Annotated in this window: 21 protein-coding genes; 13 read left to right on the top strand and 8 right to left on the bottom strand. The window is 51.8% G+C overall.

Annotation, left to right across the window (positions count from 1 at the left end; translation table 11 throughout):
• The first annotated feature begins 3 nt into the window (after positions 1–3).
• The 6 genes from rpmJ (at position 4) to rplQ (ending at position 3110) form a co-directional block, all read left to right on the top strand.
• Entirely contained in the window at positions 4–117 is a 114-nt protein-coding gene (gene rpmJ / locus ACS18Q_RS13140; protein WP_000868186.1) for a 50S ribosomal protein L36, read from the top strand.
• Between the two features lie 149 nt (positions 118–266).
• Positions 267–623, top strand: coding sequence for a 30S ribosomal protein S13 (gene rpsM / locus ACS18Q_RS13135; protein WP_004728617.1), 357 nt, complete (start codon positions 267–269; stop codon positions 621–623).
• 19 nt (positions 624–642) lie between these two features.
• On the top strand, positions 643–1032 hold the full coding sequence (gene rpsK / locus ACS18Q_RS13130) for a 30S ribosomal protein S11 (protein WP_001118870.1): 390 nt from the start codon (positions 643–645) through the stop codon (positions 1030–1032).
• A gap of 27 nt (positions 1033–1059) precedes the next feature.
• The gene (rpsD, locus tag ACS18Q_RS13125) at positions 1060–1680 is read left to right on the top strand and encodes a 30S ribosomal protein S4 (protein ID WP_014204361.1); all 621 of its coding nucleotides are present in this window, start codon (positions 1060–1062) and stop codon (positions 1678–1680) included.
• A gap of 24 nt (positions 1681–1704) precedes the next feature.
• Positions 1705–2697, top strand: coding sequence for a DNA-directed RNA polymerase subunit alpha (locus ACS18Q_RS13120; RefSeq protein ID WP_004728619.1), 993 nt, complete (start codon positions 1705–1707; stop codon positions 2695–2697).
• Positions 2698–2723: 26 nt separating this feature from the next.
• Positions 2724–3110, top strand: coding sequence for a 50S ribosomal protein L17 (gene rplQ / locus ACS18Q_RS13115; RefSeq protein ID WP_001216360.1), 387 nt, complete (start codon positions 2724–2726; stop codon positions 3108–3110).
• Positions 3111–3195: 85 nt separating this feature from the next.
• Here rplQ and ACS18Q_RS13110 read toward each other — a convergent pair whose 3' ends face one another.
• Positions 3196–3693 (bottom strand): DUF2780 domain-containing protein, encoded by a 498-nt coding sequence (locus ACS18Q_RS13110; RefSeq protein ID WP_004728620.1) that lies wholly within the window; start codon positions 3691–3693, stop codon positions 3196–3198.
• 99 nt (positions 3694–3792) lie between these two features.
• Positions 3793–4413 carry an FKBP-type peptidyl-prolyl cis-trans isomerase gene (locus ACS18Q_RS13105; RefSeq protein WP_004728621.1) on the bottom strand — a complete coding sequence of 207 codons (621 nt, stop codon included), beginning with the start codon at positions 4411–4413 and terminating at the stop codon, positions 3793–3795.
• 230 nt (positions 4414–4643) lie between these two features.
• Here ACS18Q_RS13105 and ACS18Q_RS13100 point away from each other — a divergent pair, with 230 nt between their 5' ends.
• On the top strand, positions 4644–5222 hold the full coding sequence (locus ACS18Q_RS13100; RefSeq protein ID WP_143680287.1) for a LysM-like peptidoglycan-binding domain-containing protein: 579 nt from the start codon (positions 4644–4646) through the stop codon (positions 5220–5222).
• Here ACS18Q_RS13100 and ACS18Q_RS13095 read toward each other — a convergent pair.
• Positions 5168–6073 (bottom strand): DMT family transporter, encoded by a 906-nt coding sequence (locus ACS18Q_RS13095; RefSeq protein ID WP_081454510.1) that lies wholly within the window; start codon positions 6071–6073, stop codon positions 5168–5170. The genes ACS18Q_RS13100 and ACS18Q_RS13095 overlap by 55 nt on opposite strands.
• On the bottom strand, positions 6070–6522 hold the full coding sequence (locus ACS18Q_RS13090) for a GNAT family N-acetyltransferase (protein ID WP_441257150.1): 453 nt from the start codon (positions 6520–6522) through the stop codon (positions 6070–6072). The genes ACS18Q_RS13095 and ACS18Q_RS13090 overlap by 4 nt, the downstream gene beginning before the upstream one ends.
• A 170-nt stretch (positions 6523–6692) precedes the next feature.
• Here ACS18Q_RS13090 and dbpA point away from each other — a divergent pair, with 170 nt between their 5' ends.
• Positions 6693–8075: an ATP-dependent RNA helicase DbpA gene (gene dbpA, locus ACS18Q_RS13085; RefSeq protein ID WP_441257149.1), complete on the top strand. Its 1383-nt coding sequence runs from the start codon at positions 6693–6695 to the stop codon at positions 8073–8075.
• Positions 8076–8078: 3 nt separating this feature from the next.
• On the opposite strand, the gene ACS18Q_RS13080 is transcribed toward dbpA, so the two are convergent.
• On the bottom strand, positions 8079–8645 hold the full coding sequence (locus ACS18Q_RS13080; RefSeq protein ID WP_172562325.1) for a Crp/Fnr family transcriptional regulator: 567 nt from the start codon (positions 8643–8645) through the stop codon (positions 8079–8081).
• 86 nt (positions 8646–8731) lie between these two features.
• Entirely contained in the window at positions 8732–10693 is a 1962-nt protein-coding gene (gene cpdB, locus ACS18Q_RS13075) for a 2',3'-cyclic-nucleotide 2'-phosphodiesterase (protein WP_004728626.1), read from the bottom strand.
• 304 nt (positions 10694–10997) lie between these two features.
• Between cpdB and cobA the strand changes: the two genes are divergently transcribed.
• The 5 genes from cobA to cysC all read left to right on the top strand — a co-directional run bounded on the left by cobA (position 10998) and on the right by cysC (position 16723).
• Positions 10998–11876: a uroporphyrinogen-III C-methyltransferase gene (gene cobA / locus ACS18Q_RS13070; RefSeq protein ID WP_154180448.1), complete on the top strand. Its 879-nt coding sequence runs from the start codon at positions 10998–11000 to the stop codon at positions 11874–11876.
• 72 nt (positions 11877–11948) lie between these two features.
• Complete coding sequence (gene cysD, locus ACS18Q_RS13065; protein ID WP_038152619.1) at positions 11949–12857, top strand: sulfate adenylyltransferase subunit CysD; 909 nt, start codon at positions 11949–11951, stop codon at positions 12855–12857.
• Between the two features lie 17 nt (positions 12858–12874).
• Positions 12875–14305 carry a sulfate adenylyltransferase subunit CysN gene (gene cysN, locus ACS18Q_RS13060; protein ID WP_004728630.1) on the top strand — a complete coding sequence of 477 codons (1431 nt, stop codon included), beginning with the start codon at positions 12875–12877 and terminating at the stop codon, positions 14303–14305.
• 43 nt (positions 14306–14348) lie between these two features.
• Complete coding sequence (locus tag ACS18Q_RS13055; RefSeq protein WP_004728631.1) at positions 14349–16073, top strand: SLC13 family permease; 1725 nt, start codon at positions 14349–14351, stop codon at positions 16071–16073.
• Positions 16074–16102: 29 nt separating this feature from the next.
• A complete protein-coding gene (gene cysC, locus ACS18Q_RS13050) occupies positions 16103–16723 on the top strand; it encodes an adenylyl-sulfate kinase (protein ID WP_014204370.1) in 621 nt (206 codons plus the stop codon).
• 69 nt (positions 16724–16792) lie between these two features.
• Here the strand turns inward: cysC and ACS18Q_RS13045 are convergent, their stop codons facing one another.
• Entirely contained in the window at positions 16793–17692 is a 900-nt protein-coding gene (locus ACS18Q_RS13045) for a TIGR03899 family protein (RefSeq protein ID WP_004728633.1), read from the bottom strand.
• 297 nt (positions 17693–17989) lie between these two features.
• Complete coding sequence (locus ACS18Q_RS13040) at positions 17990–18484, bottom strand: DUF3299 domain-containing protein (RefSeq protein ID WP_004728635.1); 495 nt, start codon at positions 18482–18484, stop codon at positions 17990–17992.
• Positions 18485–18502: the final 18 nt, after the last annotated feature.

The raw sequence follows: 18502 nt of genomic DNA, 5'->3' as shown, positions 1-18502 counted from the left end.
GCAATGAAAGTTCGTGCTTCCGTTAAAAAAATCTGCCGTAACTGTAAAGTTATCAAGCGTAACGGTGTCGTTCGCGTGATTTGCAGTGAGCCAAAGCACAAGCAGCGCCAAGGCTAATAAGCAGAAATTTTTACTTGAAAAGTAAAGGTTGGTCGAGTATATTCCTCGGCCTACCTTTTGCGTGCAAAAGAAGTAGTATCCCGCAGCGTATCCTCTACGGGCTTTGCTGCGGCTAATTCTTTTATAGAAAGTACTAGGAGTGAATAGTGGCCCGTATAGCTGGCATTAACATTCCTGATCAGAAACATGCTGTAATCGCACTGACTGCGATCTACGGCATCGGTAAAACTCGCTCTCAAGCTATTCTAGCTGAGGTGGGTATTGCTGAGCATGTTAAGATCAGTGAACTAACTGAAGATCAGATCAATCAACTGCGTGATGGTGTAGCTAAATACACTGTAGAAGGTGATCTACGTCGTGAAGTTTCCATGAACATCAAGCGTCTTATGGACCTTGGTTGCTACCGTGGTCTTCGTCATCGTCGCAGTCTACCACTACGTGGACAGCGTACTAAAACCAATGCTCGCACCCGTAAGGGTCCGCGTAAGCCGATCAAGAAATAATCGGGAAGGGTAGAGTACAATGGCTAAACAACCAACACGCGCTCGTAAGCGTGTACGCAAGCAAGTTGCTGATGGCGTAGCGCATATCCACGCATCTTTCAACAACACAATCGTTACCATTACTGACCGTCAAGGTAATGCTCTAGCTTGGGCTACAGCAGGTGGTTCTGGTTTCCGTGGTTCTCGTAAGTCAACTCCGTTCGCTGCACAGGTTGCTGCTGAGCGTTGTGCTGAAATGGCTAAAGAATATGGCCTGAAGAACCTGGAAGTTATGGTTAAGGGTCCTGGTCCAGGTCGTGAATCTACTGTTCGCGCACTGAACGCCGCTGGTTTCCGTATCACTAACATCGTTGATGCGACACCAATCCCTCATAACGGTTGTCGTCCACCTAAGAAACGTCGCGTTTAACGTTTCTGGGAACATTGGAGAAAGATCATGGCAAGATATTTGGGTCCTAAGCTGAAGCTTAGCCGCCGCGAAGGTACTGACTTGTTCCTTAAGTCAGGCGTTCGTGCGATTGATACCAAGTGTAAAATCGATAACGCACCAGGTGTACACGGCGCTCGTCGCGGTCGTCTATCTGAGTATGGCGTTCAGCTTCGTGAGAAGCAAAAAGTTCGTCGTATCTACGGCGTTCTAGAAAAACAATTCCGTAACTACTACAAAGAAGCAGCTCGCCTTAAAGGTAACACTGGTGAGAACCTACTTCAGCTTCTTGAAGGTCGTCTAGATAACGTAGTTTACCGCATGGGCTTTGGCGCAACTCGCGCAGAAGCACGTCAGCTAGTTAGCCACAAAGCTATCCTAGTAAACGGTAAAGTTGTAAACGTTCCTTCTTTCAATGTTGCGGCTAACGACGTTGTTGCAATCCGTGAGAAAGCTAAAAAGCAATCTCGCATTAAAGCAGCTCTAGAAGTTGCAGAACAACGCGAAAAACCAACTTGGATTGAAGTAGATGCTAGCTCGATGGAAGGTACTTTCAAGCGTTTGCCTGAACGTTCAGATCTATCAGCTGACATCAACGAACAATTGATCGTCGAGCTTTACTCTAAGTAAGGTTTAAACTAAAGAGAGGACACAATGCAGGGTTCTGTAACAGAATTTCTTAAGCCACGTCTTGTTGATATCGAACAAATCAGCACGACACACGCAAAAGTAACTCTTGAGCCATTAGAGCGTGGTTTCGGCCATACTCTGGGTAATGCACTTCGCCGTATTCTTCTATCTTCTATGCCGGGTTGTGCCGTAACAGAAGTAGAGATTGAAGGCGTACTTCATGAGTACAGCACCAAAGAAGGTGTTCAGGAAGATATCCTTGAGATTCTCCTGAACCTGAAGGGTCTGGCTGTTCGCGTTGCCGAAGGCAAAGATGAAGTGTTCATTACGCTAAACAAATCAGGCTCGGGCCCTGTGGTTGCAGGTGACATCACCCATGATGGTGATGTAGAGATCGTAAACCCTGAACACGTTATTTGTCACCTAACTGATGACAACGCTGAGATCGCTATGCGTATCAAAGTTGAACGTGGTCGTGGTTATGTTCCAGCTTCTGCGCGTATCCATACCGAAGAAGACGAGCGTCCAATTGGTCGTCTGCTTGTCGACGCGACTTTCAGCCCAGTAGACAAAATTGCCTACTCTGTTGATGCAGCACGTGTTGAACAACGTACTGACCTGGACAAACTCGTTATCGATATGGAAACTAACGGTACTCTAGAACCTGAGGAAGCAATCCGTCGTGCAGCAACTATTCTTGCTGAACAACTGGATGCATTCGTAGATCTACGTGATGTACGAGTTCCTGAGGAGAAAGAAGAGAAGCCTGAATTCGATCCGATCCTACTGCGTCCTGTAGACGATCTTGAACTAACAGTTCGCTCTGCTAACTGTCTGAAAGCAGAAGCGATTCACTACATCGGTGATCTAGTACAGCGCACTGAGGTTGAGCTACTTAAAACGCCTAACCTTGGTAAGAAATCTCTTACAGAGATTAAAGACGTGCTTGCATCACGTGGTCTTTCTCTGGGCATGCGCCTAGAAAACTGGCCGCCAGCGTCCATCGCTGAAGATTAATCGATACTAGTTAGAAGGATTTGGTCATGCGCCATCGTAAGAGTGGTCGTCAACTCAACCGCAACAGCAGTCATCGCAAAGCGATGTTCAGCAACATGGCTAGCTCTCTAGTACGTCATGAAGTTATCAAGACTACTTTGCCAAAAGCTAAAGAGCTACGTCGCGTAGTTGAGCCTTTGATTACACTAGCTAAGACTGACAGTGTTGCTAACCGTCGTCTAGCATTTGCACGCACTCGTGACAACGAAGTCGTTGCTAAACTGTTTAACGAACTAGGTCCACGTTTCGCTGCACGTCAAGGCGGCTACACTCGTATTCTGAAGTGTGGTTTCCGTGCAGGCGATAAAGCTCCAATGGCTTACATTGAGCTTGTTGATCGCCCAGAAGCTGCTGTTGAAGCTGCTGCTGAGTAATCAGTTCGTGATTAAAAAAGCCGAGCATTTGCTCGGCTTTTTTGTATCTGCGCTATCGTGATGTACCCGATGCGCTGCGTGAGCGTTACGCGCCCCATAAACTGCTCAGTGAGCTGAGCAAGCCATCACTGGCCCCTTGGCCGGTCAAGTATTGCAGTAGCACCGGCGCAAACTGCGACACCATACTTGAATCCAATCCCAATTGTTCAAACACTTTATTCACCGATTCCATATTTTGAATACTCGATAAAATATCGGTGCTGCCCGAACTGCCTGACAGGTTGAGGCTGGTCAACTGATCCATCCCCGGAATGAGTTTGGTGAGTTCTTCGCTGTTGCTCTCGGATAATTGGTTTTGGGCCAGAGACAATAACGCACCAACGCCGCCTGTGGCTTGTTGTCCTGAGACGGGCAGTTGACTGGTGACTTGAGAAATCAGTGACGAGTTACTCTCTGCTTGATTGAGCGTGTTGCTGACCATGCTGGCCAGATCATCATTGCTGCTACCGAAGTTGAGAAAAGCATAAGATGGCGCGCTGATCAGCGTACCGAGCATCAGTGTCCATACGAGCGACTGTTTCATGATGAATGAAATTCCTAAATGTGGGCTGAGCTTTAATTTTAGATAAAAAAAGCGGCGCTGAGCGCCGCTTGATGTTAATTCTTTGCTAAATTGTTCTGCTTACAGAATGTCCAGCAGTTCCACTTCAAATACCAGAGCAGCAAATGGAGGGATCGCGGCACCTGCGCCACGCTCGCCGTATGCTAGGTCGTGTGGAATGTACAGTTTCCATTTAGAACCCACAGGCATCAGTTGCAGGGCTTCAACCCAACCTTTGATGACGCCAGTCACTGGGAATTCAGCAGGTTGACCGCGCGATACTGAGCTGTCGAATACTGTGCCGTCAACCAGTTCACCGTGGTAGTGAACACGAACTGCTTTATCTGCAGTTGGGATTTCGCCAGTACCTTGTGTGATCACTTCGTACTGTAGACCTGATTCCAGAACGGTTACTTCTGAACGCAAAGCGTTGTCTTTCAGGAATGCATCACCTTCAGACGCAGCTGCTTTTGCTGCTTCTTGGCGTGCTTCTTCCGCGCGCATGTGCAGTGCTTGCAGCGCTTGGTTGATTTCGTCGATTTCGATTGCTGGCATGTCGCCAACCAGTGCAGTGGCAATGCCCGCTGCAATCGCGTCAACACTCAGGCCTTCCAGACCGCTACCTGCCAGTTGTTGGCCCATTTGCAGACCGATACCGTAGCTTGCTTTCTGTTCTACGGTGTCAAATTTTACGTCAGACATAAAAGTCACTCTTTGTCGTATCAATAAAGGCCACAGGATAACAGGTTCAGGATAGGGATGAAACGTTCGACAGGAAATCGCTGCAATATGGGTGTAAGGTGTGACTTCGCGCAGAATCCCAGAGGAAATTCTTCAGGATTATGTCAACCTTTAGCAGATTAGGGGGCTGCCTCTATACTCTCGGCACATGAGTTTTTATACTGTGGCAAGGATTTTAGGGACGGATTAACATGAATCGTCGACATAAGAAAAAGCAGCAGACGGATTATCTCGCACTGATTCAAAGCAAGTGGGCAGCCATCGATGTTCAATTCGATTGGCGTGAATATCAGCACAAAGCGACGCAATTCTGGCAACGTTTACCGAGATTACATCAGCGTGCCTTGATGGTGCTGGTGCCGGTCGTTTTGATCTTGATGGTGATGCCACTGCCTCAGCGTTCGGAGCAAGCGCCACAAACGCCAGCCTCCGGTCAACGCGTGGAAGTGAACATCAACACGCGTGGTTTGAGTGAACAGCAATCGGCAGAGCAGAGCCAACTGAAGTCGACAGTGTGGCATGAATACATCGTGCAACAGGGCGATACGCTATCGCAAGTGTTTCGTAATAACCAACTGCCGATGGCGGATCTGAACGATTTGGTCAAAATTGAAGGCAGTGATAAGCCGCTGAGTCAGATTCAGCAAGGTCAACTGATTCGTTTTAAACTCGCCAGCGACGGCAAATTGGATATTCTGCAACTTGAGAAAAACAATCAATCGGTGATGTTTTTCCGCTTATCCGATGGCGGTTTCGGCCGCAGTAAATAATGACCAGCGACGGCTGTCCGTTTGAGGATTCTAACGGGCAGCAGTGGCAGAACGATCAACGCGATGCCAAGCCAAGTGAGGCGATCGGGGATTTCGTTGAACCACCCCATGCCCATCAATGCAACGAAAATCAAGCCGGAATACTCCGCCAATGCAATCTGACTAGCGGGTGCACGCCGGTAGGCAGCCACGGCCAAACCGTTGTAGGTCAAGATCAGCAGCGCGCTACTGGCCACCCAACCCATCTGTTCCCAAGTCATGGCATGCCATTGCCACAGCGCAAGCGCCGCAGACAGCGGCAGCGAAAAGAGGCAAGTCCACATTAGGGTCGTGACCACCGTCTGCTTCGCGGGAATCTTCCGCGCCAAAATATTAAACAGTGCTAAGGTCATCGCAGTGCCGAGTGCAAACAGCGCCGCCCAATGAAACTGCGAGGGACGCAAAACCACCAACACGCCTACAAATCCCAACGTCGTCGCCACTACTTTGCCGAGTCCCGGTGTTTCCTTAAGTAAGACAATCGACAGCGGCAGCATCAACAATGGCGCCGCGTAAAATACCGCATTGGCGGTGGCGAGCGGCAAATAGGTAATTGCGACCAACATGCAACCACTGCCGATTAAGACCAGATGGGCCCGCAATACCGTGATGCCAGGATGATGCAGCGCTCGCTGCGCGCGAGGTTGTCGCCACCACAACGGCAGGATCACGGCGAATGAAATCAACTGACGCAGAAACATGTACTGAAAAGGCGACACTTCCCCGTCAAGCAGCTTGACCGCGACATCCGAGAGTGACGCGGCCAGATTGCCGAAAATCAATAACCACAGCGCGAGCGTTTGCGAGGTCATGCGTCGCGCTTCATGTCCACGTGTGCGATGCCATCTTCGAGATAGGGGGCAGAGGTTCGAACAAAGCCATGACGGGCGTAAAATTCTGACAGGTGCGCTTGCGCGCCGATTTCAATCGCTTGATTAGGCCACAAGCTTTGGCACTGCTCGAGTGCTTCGCGAATCAGTTGATGGCCAAGGCCATCTCCGCGGGCGGTGGGGGAGGTTGCAACACGGCCGATGCTGACACTGGAATAACTGATGCCGGGGGGCAGCAAGCGTGAACACGCGATCAACTGCCCGTCTCGATAGCCAAGCAGATGTTTGACACCGTCGACGATGTCTTTGTTGTCGAGTTCGGGATAAGGGCAGGTTTGCTCGACGACGAATACGTCAACCCGCAGTTTGAGCAGCTCGTACAGTTGGTGGTTGCTGAGTTCAGAAAAAGAAAGGCATTGCCAGGTTACCATGCGTCACTCCTTAGGATGGTTTGCGTGTTACTCTAGCAGCGCATTCTTGTATCGGCATTAACAAAAGTTAAGCGTCGACCGCAAAAAATTTAAATCAATATTCACTGGTGCTGACGATTAAAATAACGATAATAGCCGCTCGTTTTTTCGTCTGACCTAAGGACACACCCTTGAACCCAACATCTTTTGCTGCTTTGAACCTCAAGCCAGAACTGCTCTCAAACCTCGACACCATGGGGTTTACTCATATGACGCCAATTCAGGCGCAATCTCTGCCAGCAATCCTCAACGGTCAGGATGTGATTGGTCAGGGGAAAACCGGCTCAGGCAAAACCGCAGCGTTTGGTCTGGGTGTGTTGCAAAACCTCCACGTGAAGCGTTTTCGCGTGCAATCTTTGGTGTTGTGTCCGACGCGTGAACTGGCGGATCAAGTGGCGACCGACATTCGCACACTGGGCCGCGCGATTCACAACATCAAAGTGCTGACGTTGTGCGGCGGCATGCCGATGGGGCCTCAGATTGGCTCACTGGAACACGGTGCGCATATTCTGGTGGGTACGCCGGGGCGGATTCTGGATCACCTGTCCAAAGGACGTATCGACTTGTCAGAACTCAACACTTTGGTGCTTGATGAAGCGGACCGTATGCTGGAAATGGGGTTTCAGGAAGCGCTGGATGCGATCATTGCTGAAGCGCCAAAACAGCGTCAAACCTTGCTGTTTAGTGCCACTTATCCGGAAGCAATCCAAGAGATCGCCCAATCGGTGACGCGTGACGCGCTGATGATCAAAGTGGCATCGACCCATGAAACCTCGAGCATTCGTCAACAGTTCTACAAAGTCGAAGGCACCGAAGCGCGCGATGAAGCGTTGGCGACCCTGCTGCTGAATCATCAACCGGAATCTGCGGTGGTGTTTTGTAACACCAAACGTGAAGTACAAAGTGTGGCGGATGAGCTGCACCACAAAGGCTTCAGTGTGATTGAACTGCACGGTGACATGGAACAGCGTGAGCGCGATCAGGCGCTGGTGCAGTTTGCCAACAAGAGTATCTCGGTGTTGGTCGCGACGGACGTGGCCGCACGTGGTCTGGATGTGGATAATCTCGACGCGGTATTTAACTTCGAGCTGTCACGCGATCCGGAAGTCCACGTCCACCGCATCGGCCGTACTGGTCGCGCAGGCAGCCAAGGTCTGGCGATCAGTTTCTTTAGCGATAAAGAGATGTACCGCATTGCGCAGATCGAAGAGTACATGGACATTGTGATTTCGCCTGCCGAACTGCCTGAACTGGTGAAAGGGGTTGCGCCGTACCGTTCAAACATGGTGACGATTCAGATCGACGGCGGTAAGAAACAGAAAGTACGCCCGGGCGACATTCTGGGCGCTTTGACCAGTGATGGCAGCTTGACTGGAGATCAGATCGGCAAGATCAACCTGTTCCAAATGCGCGCCTATGTCGCGGTGCAAAAGAGCGTGGCTAAAGTGGCGCTGGATAAACTTAGCAACGGCAAAATGAAAGGCCGCCAGTTCCGCGCGCGTTACATCAAATAACCGTCACTCATTTCTCAGCCGAGCCTTGATTCGGCTGAGGCTGATGGGCGTGATCCCCAGATAGGCGGCGATGTGGGTGTCGCTGACTCGCGGCATCAATTCCGGAAACTGCTGACACATCACTTGATAACGCTGCTCTGGGCGATAGAGCAACATGAAGCGTTCTTTATTCTCCTTGTGCATCAACTGCGCTTCCAGTAGTTTGATGTACAACGGATGCACACGCTGGCGCCATTGATGTAAATACTCAATCGGTAAGCACAGCAACGTCACCGGCGTCAGGCTTTCCAGCAGATACGGCGATGGTGCGCGGTGAATCAAGCTTTCAAAACCAATGATCCAATCTTGTTCCCAGTAAAACTCTTTACTGAACTCCTTGCCCTCTGGCGTCAGGTAGCTGGCGTGACAAATACCCTTACAGATGAAGTAAAAATGCGTTGGGGTTTCCCCCTGATTGACCAGAATATGGCGTGTTGGCAGCTCCAACGGCGTGGCCGCCGCGAGCAGCTCCGCGATGTCGTCGGCGCAAAAACCGTGCTCGGTCATCACCTGATGAAACTGTTGCTGAATGTCTGTCTCGGCGAATGGCATGCCGGTTTGCTCCGATAAAAAAAGCCGCAGCACATGCTGCGGCTGATACTGTACTCAATCTTGCGTTAGTTTTGTAGATCGATACGGTAGACGGCAAAGCCGACCTCATCCGTGGCCACTTTGAGCATCGGGTACTGACCTTTGTCTGCAATAAACTGCGCCGCTTTGTCACTCGGTGAGGTTTCAAAGCGAATGTCGAGTTTGTGCGTGCTGTGAATCGGTGCGAACGACCAGTTGTTATCGGCACTTGGCATCACTTGCCCTTGCTCCTTGCTGACGCGAGAAATGTAATCGGCCACCACGGTGCGGTTTTCATCCGGAGAATCAAATGCAATGAACTCACTCCCGGTGCCCGGGAACTTGTTGCTGTATGCGCGGTAGTTGTTGGTCGCGATCAAGAAGGTTTGATCATCTCGAATCGGTTGGCCTTGATAGGTGAGGTTCACGATACGCTGTGCATGGGGATGAATCACCTGACACTCGCCATCGTATTTCGCCGGCTGCGTGACATCAATTTGGTAGTTCACGCCATCAAGCACATCAAAGTTATAGGTGCGGAACCCATCCCAGTTGATCAGCGATTGTGGCTGCTCAGTGTTGACGTCGATCTGATTGAATTGCCCAGCCGAACATTCCAGCCACGCTTTGACTTGCTGGCCGGAGACTTTCATTGTCACCAGCGTGTTCGGGTACAAATAGAGGTCGGCGGCGTTGCGGAATGTCAGCTCGCCTGATTCCACTTCGGTAAAGTTAGACGGATCGTTTTTGCGCCCGCCCACTTTAAATGGTGCGGCGGCGGAAAGTACCGGCAGGCCATCCAAGTTCGGGTCGCCCTGAATAAATCGCTCGACGTAATCTTGCTGCGCCAAGTTGACGATTTGAATCGTTGGGTCGTCCTGCACCAGCGCGAGGTAGCTGTACATCACATCATTGGCTTTGCCGATCGGTTGGTTGACAAAATCGCGGGTGCCTTTGTGATCCGCTTTCAGGGCTTTCACGATCCCTTGGTCGGCGTCTACCAGCGGTTTGTTGTGTGCTTTATCGAAGATCGGGCGCGCTTCAGACTGGCCGTGTGTCACCACCCATTGGCCCTCTTTTTGTTCCAGCGTCAAATCCATCACCCCGACATGGCTGCCCCAGCGGCCCGGCATCACGGCGGTGACCCCGTTGATGGTGCCTTGCTCAATATCGGCGCCCGGCAGTGACGCGAACTCTTTGCCCGGGAAGACGGCGTGTGAGTGACCAAAGGCAATGGCATCAATGCCCGGCACTTGGGTGAGGTAATAGACCGAGTTTTCCGCACCCAGTTTGTATGGGTCGGAAGAGACGCCCGAGTGTGGAATCGCCACAATCACGTCCGCGCCCTGCGCGCGCATTTCTGGCACCAGTTTTTCAGCGGTCGCTTTGATGTCTTTGGCGGTCACTTTGCCTTCGAGATTCTTTTTGTCCCACACCATGATTTGTGGAGGGACGAAGCCGATGTAACCCACTTTGACGGAATGCGCTTTGCCATCGGTGTCTTTAAAGGTATGCGTTTTGATCAGGTAGGGTTGAAAGAAGTGCTCGCCTGATTTCGCGTCGTAGACGTTGGCATTGATGTACGGGAAATTCGCATCATTGATGGTTTCGAGCAGAAATTCCAGACCGTAGTTGAATTCGTGGTTGCCGATATTGCCCACGTCGTAGCTGAGCTGATTCATCGCCTTATATGCGGGATGGACTTCGCCCGGCTTGATGCCTTTGGCCGCCATGTAATCGCCCATCGGGCTGCCCTGAATCAAATCGCCGTTATCGACCAGAATACTGTTGGTGACTTCACTGCGCGCTTCTTTGACGAGGCTGGCCGCTCGCGCCAGACCAATTTGCTGCGACGGTTTGTCTTTGTAGTAGTCGTAATCCATCAGGTTGGTATGGATGTCGGTGGTTTCAATAATACGAAGTTTGATGGTTTCTGCCATCGCCGGGCCAGCTAGCGTCAGCAAGCCGCCGAGAATGGCGATAGAGAGAGGTTTGATTGCCGCTGTCATCGTGCGCTCCAATCGGGTTAAGGGAAGTCTATAACTCGATAAATGTAACAAATATCGATGAAACAATGACTTCACTTGAAGTTGAAGTGTGATTTTACGCACTTTATTGCGTAACCCATGGGCCGTTTTGCCAAGGTGCTGCGCATTTCGTCATCACGCCATCCGTTCGAATTGTAGCCACGCAATGCTTCAACTGTGCCAAGCCTATATCAGTTTTTCGAATAAAAAATGAAATTTTAGAATTTCCGGTAATAAAAGGAACTGCCCATAATGCAATCATCAATCGGGTAAAGGATGACAAGACATGGCGGGTTCTCACACAGTGTCAACGCTGACCACCGCAGCCCCACGCTTAGTTGCCGTGGATAGTGGCACACACAACGCGACATGGTCGAAGATTGCTCGCAGTCAATTGCAGCCGGGTGAAGTAGCGCTGGTGGGCTCGGGGCCGGGTGATCCGGAACTGCTGACCGTCAAAGCGCTGAGTTACCTGCAACAGGCAGACGTGGTGCTGTACGACTATTTGGTCTCGGACGACATCATGGCCTTGATTCCCAGCGACACCATTTTGGTTTGCGTGGGTAAACGCGCTGGCCACCACAGCGTGCCGCAGGAAAAAACCAACCAGTTGCTGGTGGATTTTGCCAAGCAAGGCCACCGTGTGGTGCGCATCAAAGGCGGCGATCCATTCATGTTTGGTCGTGGTGGTGAAGAGCTGGAAGTGCTGTTTGACGCCGGCGTTCAGTTCCAAGTGGTGCCGGGCATTACCGCCGCCGCAGGGGCAACGGCCTACGCGGGCATTCCATTGACTCACCGTGATTACGCGCAATCGGCGCTGTTTGTCACTGGGCATTTGAAAGCCGATGCCGCGGATATGGATTGGTCAACGCTGGCTCGCAGCCAACAAACGCTGGTGATTTACATGGGGCTGATGAAATCGAGCACCATTGCGCAGCAGTTGATGGAACACGGTCGCCACGCCAGCACGCCAATTGCCATCATTGAACGTGGCACGCAGTCCTCACAAAAAGTATTTCGCGGCGCACTCAGTGAATTACCTCAGTTAGCGGCACATGCTCAGTCGCCGTCACTGATTGTCATTGGCGAAGTCGTCACGCTGGCCGACAAATTGGCTTGGTTTGGTGACCACGCCAACCCGTCAGCGCAATACCAATACGCATAACTCATTATTCAAATTGCGAGACCCGGTGACGGGTCTTTCAAGCCAACAGGCAGCTAAAAGGAAGCACGCAAAATGGATCAACAACGCTTAACCCATTTAAAACAGCTTGAGGCAGAAAGTATCCACATCATTCGTGAAGTGGCTGCGGAATTTGCCAATCCCGTCATGATGTATTCGATCGGCAAAGACTCTTCGGTCATGCTGCATCTGGCGCGCAAAGCGTTTTATCCGGGCAAGATCCCATTCCCCTTGTTACACGTCGACACCGACTGGAAATTCCGCGACATGATCGCGTTCCGTGACGCGACCGCAAAGAAATATGGTTTTGAGCTGCTGGTGCACAAAAACCCGGAAGGGATGGCGATGGGTATCAACCCATTTGATCACGGCTCTTCCAAGCACACCGACATCATGAAAACGCAAGGCCTGAAACAGGCGTTGAACAAATACGGTTTTGATGCCGCTTTTGGTGGCGCGCGTCGTGACGAAGAGAAATCGCGTGCCAAAGAGCGTGTCTACTCATTCCGCGATAAGCACCACACGTGGGACCCGAAAAACCAGCGTCCGGAGCTGTGGAAAACTTACAACGGCCAAATCAACAAAGGTGAAAGCATTCGTGTATTCCCACTGTCGAACTGGACGGAGCTGGATATCTGGCAATACATCTTGTTAGAAGGCATTGAGATTGTGCCGCTGTATCTGTCGGATGTGCGTCCAGTGGTCGAGCGCGACGGCATGCTGATCATGGTGGATGACGACCGTATGAAGCTGCAACCGGGTGAGAAAATTGAACACAAGAGTGTGCGTTTCCGTACGCTTGGCTGTTACCCACTGACTGGCGCGATTGAATCGAACGCCAAAACACTGCCGGAAATTATCGAAGAGATGCTGGTGGCGACGTCAAGTGAGCGTCAAGGCCGAGCGATCGACCACGATCAGTCCGGATCGATGGAATTGAAAAAACGTCAAGGTTACTTCTAAGGGTCTAAGGAAAGAACATGAATAGTGCAGTTCAAGCTCAACTTGCTGAGCTAGGTATTGAAGGTTACCTCAATCAACACCAACACAAATCGCTACTTCGCTTCCTCACCTGTGGCTCAGTTGACGATGGTAAAAGTACGCTGATTGGTCGTCTGCTTCACGACTCAAAACAGATTTATGAAGATCAACTGGCCGCGGTGCATTCCGACAGCCAACGTGTCGGCACCACGGGCGAGCGCCCGGACTTAGCGTTGCTGGTCGATGGTCTGCAAGCGGAACGCGAACAGGGGATTACCATTGACGTGGCGTACCGTTATTTCTCGACGCAGAAGCGCAAATTCATCATCGCCGATACACCGGGACACGAACAGTACACCCGTAACATGGCGACCGGTGCTTCGACTTGTGATCTGGCGGTGATCTTGATTGATGCGCGCAAAGGCGTGCTGGATCAAACGCGTCGTCACTCGTTTATCTCCAACTTGTTGGGGTTGAAACACTTTGTGGTCGCGGTCAACAAGATGGACCTGGTCGAGTATTCGCAAGCGCGTTTTGAAGAGATTCGTGCCGAGTATCTTGAGTTTTCCAAACACCTACACGGTGACATCGATATTCAGATCATTCCCCTGTCGGCACTGGAAGGCGACAACGTGGTCGATAAAAGTGCGCACATGGACTGGTACCAAGGTCCGTCACTGCTCGATCTGCTGGAAACCGTCGATGTTGATCAGCAAAAAGGCAGCGGCGAATTCCGTTTCCCGGTGCAGTACGTCAACCGTCCAAACCTCGATTTCCGCGGTTTTGCCGGCACGATCGCGTCCGGTGCCATCAATGTGGGCGACACGGTCAAAGTGCTGCCATCGGGCAAAACGTCTACGGTTGCTCGCATTGTCACGTTTGATGGCGATCTGCAATCTGCGCGCGCTGGGCTTGCCGTCACGCTGACGCTGGCGGATGAGATTGACATCAGCCGCGGCGATCTGATTGTGCTGGCGCACGATCAAGTGGAAAGCACCAACCATCTGCTGGCCGATGTGGTGTGGATGACGGAGCAACCGCTTCAACCGGGTCGTGATTACGACGTGAAGATCGCTGGCAAGAAAACCGTGGGTCAAGTGACGGCGATTCGTCACCAATACGACATCAACAACCTGTCGAGCTATGCCGCAGACGAACTGCCGCTGAATGGCATTGGTTTGTGTGAGTGGACGTTTAACCAAGCGGTTGCGCTGGATAAATACCTCGATTGTGCCGACACCGGTGGTTTCATCATCATCGATCGTCTGACCAACGTCACCGTGGGTGCGGGCTTGGTGCGAGACAGTTTGCAAAGCGTGGCGCAAGCCGAAGGTCAATTCTCTGCGTTTGAAGTTGAACTCAACGCGCTGATCCGTAAGCACTTCCCACACTGGGATGCGAAGGATCTGAGTCAATTGCTTAAATCATAAGTGATGGAGGGTGGGCAACCACCCTCGTGTTGAGGGATGTGTTATGTGGGAACAAGGGCTGGTACTGGCGATTCTGCTGGGCATCGTGACCTGTCTGCTGGTCACGCGAATTAAGCCGAGCTTCATTTTTGCCGGCGCGGCGTTTGTGGCGTTTATGTCCGGCATGATGGATGTGAACGCGCTGGCGTCGAACTTCACCAACACGTCTCTGTTGACTCTGGTTTTGTTGATCTTGGCCTCCAGTGCGTTGGAAAAAACGCGTCTGGTCAGCTGGGTGAGTCGCAACATTTCAGAAGGTAACTTGGGCACTGTGGTTGCCAAGTTGGGCTTGTCGACCGCATTTCTCTCCTCATTCACCAATAACACCGCGGTGGTGGTGTCGCTGATTGGTGCCATCAAGCGCAATCAACAACACGCGCCGTCGAAGTTATTGATCCCGCTGTCGTACACCGCGATCTTTGGCGGCACGCTGACGCTGATCGGCACGTCGACCAACTTGATCATCAATAGCTTTGTCGAAGATGCCGGGCTACCCAGCCTGAACTTTTTCGCGCCATCGTTGATCGGTCTGGCGGTGCTGGTGGGCGGGGTGATCATTTTGATCCCGCTGAGTTATCTGCTGCCCAGTTACGATGAGCAGGGCCAAGACGATCTGCCGTACTTTTTGGAAGCGATTGTCGAACCGGGGTCACCGTTGGTGGGCCACAGCATTGCTGAAAATAATCTACGTGCCTTGCGTAAGCTGTTTCTCGCTGAAGTGAACCGTGATGGGGAAAGTGTGCCGTCGGTCGGGCCGGATTTTGTGTTGCAGGCGCGCGATCGTCTGCTGTTTTGTGGCGACGTGGAAAGTGTCTCGACATTGCAGGAAATTCAAGGTTTGACGCTGTTTGGTCAGCACCATCTCAACGGCCAAAACTTTGTCGAAGTGGTGGTGAGTTCCTCGGCCAGTTTCTGCAACAAAACCTTGAAATCGAGCCGCTTTCGCGACCGTTTTGATGCGGTGGTGGTGGCGATTCGCCGTGGGCATGAGCGCTTGGAAGGCGGGCTGGGCAATATCACGCTGACTGCCGGTGACACGCTGGTATTGGTGCCTGGCAAACGCTTTGATGCGCAGCGCAGCGCCAACAGCCGCGAATTTGTGCTGATCAATGATTTAGATTCCAGTGCCAAACTCGATACCACCAAATCCACTTTGGTGTTGGTGGGGTTTGCTGCAGTCATTGGCGCGTCGCTCCTTGGGGTGATGCCGATCATCAAAGGCTTGCTGGCGTATCTGCTGCTGCTGTTTGTGTTTGGTATTGTGCATGTGGGGGAGCTGCGTCGCCGTTTTCCGGTCGATATCGTGGTGATTGTCGGCTCGGCGCTGTCGATCGCGCAATTGATGATTTCGTCTGGTTTGTCCGAGCGTATGGGGCAGATGTTTATTCAGGCCTTTAACGGCTGGGGCGTGGTGGGCGGTTTGATTGCCACGTACTTGGTGACCTTGGTGTTAACCGAACTTATCACCAACAACGCCGCCGCAGCGCTGGCCTTTCCGATTGGCTACAGCATGGCGGTCGGGTATGGCGTGGATCCGATGCCGTTTATCATGGCGGTGCTGTTTGGTGCCAGTGCGAGCTTTATTTCCCCTTACGGGTATCAAACCAACTTGTTGGTGTATAGCGTGGGCAACTACAAACTGAGTGACTACGTGCGGGTCGGCATTCCGATTTCATTAGTGTATTCCGTGTTAGTCCTGACCTTGATCCCGGTATTTTTTCCATTTTAATTTTTAGAATCTGTGTAAAAGGATGACCTATGAGCAGCGCATCGAATGTGAAAGACGACAACATCGTGTGGCATCAACACTCGGTTGATAAACAGTGTCGCGCTGAACTGAAAAAGCAGAAACCGGCCGTGCTGTGGTTTACCGGCCTGTCCGGCGCGGGTAAATCAACCGTGGCGGGTGCGCTGGAAAGTCGTTTGGCGACGTTGGGGTATCACACGTACTTGCTGGATGGCGACAATGTGCGCCATGGTTTGTGCAGCGATTTGGGCTTTTCGGAGCAAGATCGCCGCGAAAATATTCGTCGTATCGGTGAGCTGGCCAAGCTGATGGCCGATGCCGGTTTGATTGTGCTGACGGCCTTTATCTCGCCGCATCGCGCCGAGCGCCAATTGGTGCGAGACTTGCTGCCGCAAGGAGAGTTCATCGAAGTGTTCGTCAACACGTCGCTGGACGTGTGTGAGCAACGCGATCCGAAAGGGCTGTACAAGAAAGCACGTGCCGGGGAGATTGCTAATTTCACTGGGATTGATTCTGCGTACGAAGCGCCGCGCGATCCTGAGATCGACTTGCCTGCCGGTGAGGCCAGTATCGATGAGCTGGTGGCGCAATGTGTGGCTGAGCTCAACGCGCGCGGTATCATCGCTCAGTAAATCCATAGACTGAACACGATAAACAAAAAGTCAGGCTCAGCCTGACTTTTTTTTGTCTCTGCGGCGCCATTACACCGTGTGGTGAATGGTCGATGCGCTGGCTTCGGTGTGCACGGTAAATTTCTGATTGAGCAGGGCCACCAGTTGATCGTAATACCCCATGTTGGGCTTGTTGCCGAGTAGGCGGCACAGCTCATTGCCGGTGGGCGTGAAGCGGTAGTAGAGCAGTCGCACGCCGCGCGAGTTGGCGTTCAGCGACAAATGCTTGCCTTGATAGCTGAGGGTGAGTGGCGGGTCGAGCTCAATTTCGCCCGATTCCAGTTCGGTGGCATGCAGCAAGCCAAGCTCAATCAGCACCAGCAAGCTGGAGTAGGGCATTTGATGATTGCCAATGTTGAGCGTGTTGGTCACCGCCCGTTTGCCAAGGCTGAATAAGCCATTTTGAATCTTGAGGCCAAACAGCAATTTCAAGCTGTGGTCACTGCCAAAACTGCACGACAGGCCGGCGGCGCGTTGCAGAATCTGCGCTTCTTTGGGCGTCATGTCTTGCAGCACTTTCAGCGCTTTCATCGAGGTAAACCCCGGGTTGGTCACTTCGCGTTTGAGTACTTGAGCCCACAAGCGCTGCATCGACGAATTGTGAATGTCTTGCGCCATATCGAAAAAACGGTACAGCCAATCTTGGTCGGGGTCACCGGCGGTTTCATTGTGGCATGACACGTGCGCCAAACGCACAATCTGCTCTAAGTTTTTCTGGCGCTGCTCTTTGCGATCACGTTCGCGCTTGAACGCGCGGTCGAGCGGCGTTTTCTTCGGCGCTTCACTCAGCAACAGCGCATCGACACCATGTTGCTGCGCGATCGCAAAGATGCGCTTGCCGCTGTCTTTCACGTAATGCGATTTTTTGTTCTGCGACGAACCCGATGTCGGTTCGTGTTCAATCACGACAGGTTGTTTCGATTCGGCCATGTTTACCAGCAGTTATGCGTTTCGGACATGGTTTAAAATGTACCCTGTCTGCCGCGATGCCTCCAGCGAAACTCTTGGTTGGAGTGCACAAATTTGCACTATGCCAAATGATAATAGTTTGTTAAAATTGTTATCGCTGTTTGTGGGGGTGCACATGAAATATTGGAAGGATAATAAACTACGCAAGCACCTATCGATTGCGCTACTGTTTGTCGTTTATCTGGGAGTACTGACGTATCTCTCCAAGTACATCGTTTAGGCAGCACAATCCATAGGTAACTTGGTTGTTAAGAAATTTTACATATCGTCGTATTCGGCAATCTCTTGGCCTTCAATCACATAGCCGGTTTCCGCTAGATCCAAACTGACCGATTGCGTTTTGAGCGTGCCGATCACATACACCACATCCCAAAGCTCCTGCACGGGGGCACCTTTCGGGAATTTCACATAAATGATCTGATTCGGTGGCGGAGGCGGCACGTGAATGCAGGCGCCAAAATACGGCACCAACAGAAACTCGGTGACGGTATTTTCATCCCCTTCCAGTGGAATCACAAAGCCAGGAATTTTCACCGTACTGCCGTTGAGTTCGGGGCGCACGTTGCCAATTTTTTGCTGCTGTGCGGGCGCATCTCCGCTGTGATCCGGCATGGGCATGCCTTGGTGATCAAACAAGTTACGCTCGTTTTCCGGGATCAGATCGATCCAGTCCAGTTTCAAGACCTCATTGCTCAATGCAGGGGCTGCCACCGTGAGTAGCAGCAGCGTGGCGCTCGCCAGCCATTTTTTCATCTCGTTCCTCATGTCGAT

The organism is Vibrio sp. Vf1514 (genome assembly GCF_052076135.1).
Classification (GTDB): domain Bacteria; phylum Pseudomonadota; class Gammaproteobacteria; order Enterobacterales; family Vibrionaceae; genus Vibrio; species Vibrio furnissii.
Note: the sequence above shows the minus strand (reverse complement) of the source record. Positions and strands in the feature narration are given on the sequence as shown.

Bases quoted from the DNA above. Each gene is read 5' to 3' on its own strand.
- rpmJ (WP_000868186.1), top strand. From the start codon at position 4: ATGAAAGTTCGTGCTTCCGTTAAAAAAATCTGCCGTAACTGTAAAGTT.
- rpsK (WP_001118870.1), top strand. From the start codon at position 643: ATGGCTAAACAACCAACACGCGCTCGTAAGCGTGTACGCAAGCAAGTT.
- rpsD (WP_014204361.1), top strand. From the start codon at position 1,060: ATGGCAAGATATTTGGGTCCTAAGCTGAAGCTTAGCCGCCGCGAAGGT.
- ACS18Q_RS13120 (WP_004728619.1), top strand. From the start codon at position 1,705: ATGCAGGGTTCTGTAACAGAATTTCTTAAGCCACGTCTTGTTGATATC.
- rplQ (WP_001216360.1), top strand. From the start codon at position 2,724: ATGCGCCATCGTAAGAGTGGTCGTCAACTCAACCGCAACAGCAGTCAT.
- ACS18Q_RS13110 (WP_004728620.1), bottom strand. From the start codon at position 3,693: ATGAAACAGTCGCTCGTATGGACACTGATGCTCGGTACGCTGATCAGC.
- ACS18Q_RS13105 (WP_004728621.1), bottom strand. From the start codon at position 4,413: ATGTCTGACGTAAAATTTGACACCGTAGAACAGAAAGCAAGCTACGGT.
- ACS18Q_RS13100 (WP_143680287.1), top strand. From the start codon at position 4,644: ATGAATCGTCGACATAAGAAAAAGCAGCAGACGGATTATCTCGCACTG.
- ACS18Q_RS13095 (WP_081454510.1), bottom strand. From the start codon at position 6,073: ATGACCTCGCAAACGCTCGCGCTGTGGTTATTGATTTTCGGCAATCTG.
- ACS18Q_RS13090 (WP_441257150.1), bottom strand. From the start codon at position 6,522: ATGGTAACCTGGCAATGCCTTTCTTTTTCTGAACTCAGCAACCACCAA.
- cpdB (WP_004728626.1), bottom strand. From the start codon at position 10,693: ATGACAGCGGCAATCAAACCTCTCTCTATCGCCATTCTCGGCGGCTTG.
- cobA (WP_154180448.1), top strand. From the start codon at position 10,998: ATGGCGGGTTCTCACACAGTGTCAACGCTGACCACCGCAGCCCCACGC.
- cysD (WP_038152619.1), top strand. From the start codon at position 11,949: ATGGATCAACAACGCTTAACCCATTTAAAACAGCTTGAGGCAGAAAGT.
- cysN (WP_004728630.1), top strand. From the start codon at position 12,875: ATGAATAGTGCAGTTCAAGCTCAACTTGCTGAGCTAGGTATTGAAGGT.
- ACS18Q_RS13055 (WP_004728631.1), top strand. From the start codon at position 14,349: ATGTGGGAACAAGGGCTGGTACTGGCGATTCTGCTGGGCATCGTGACC.
- cysC (WP_014204370.1), top strand. From the start codon at position 16,103: ATGAGCAGCGCATCGAATGTGAAAGACGACAACATCGTGTGGCATCAA.
- ACS18Q_RS13045 (WP_004728633.1), bottom strand. From the start codon at position 17,692: ATGGCCGAATCGAAACAACCTGTCGTGATTGAACACGAACCGACATCG.
- ACS18Q_RS13040 (WP_004728635.1), bottom strand. From the start codon at position 18,484: ATGAAAAAATGGCTGGCGAGCGCCACGCTGCTGCTACTCACGGTGGCA.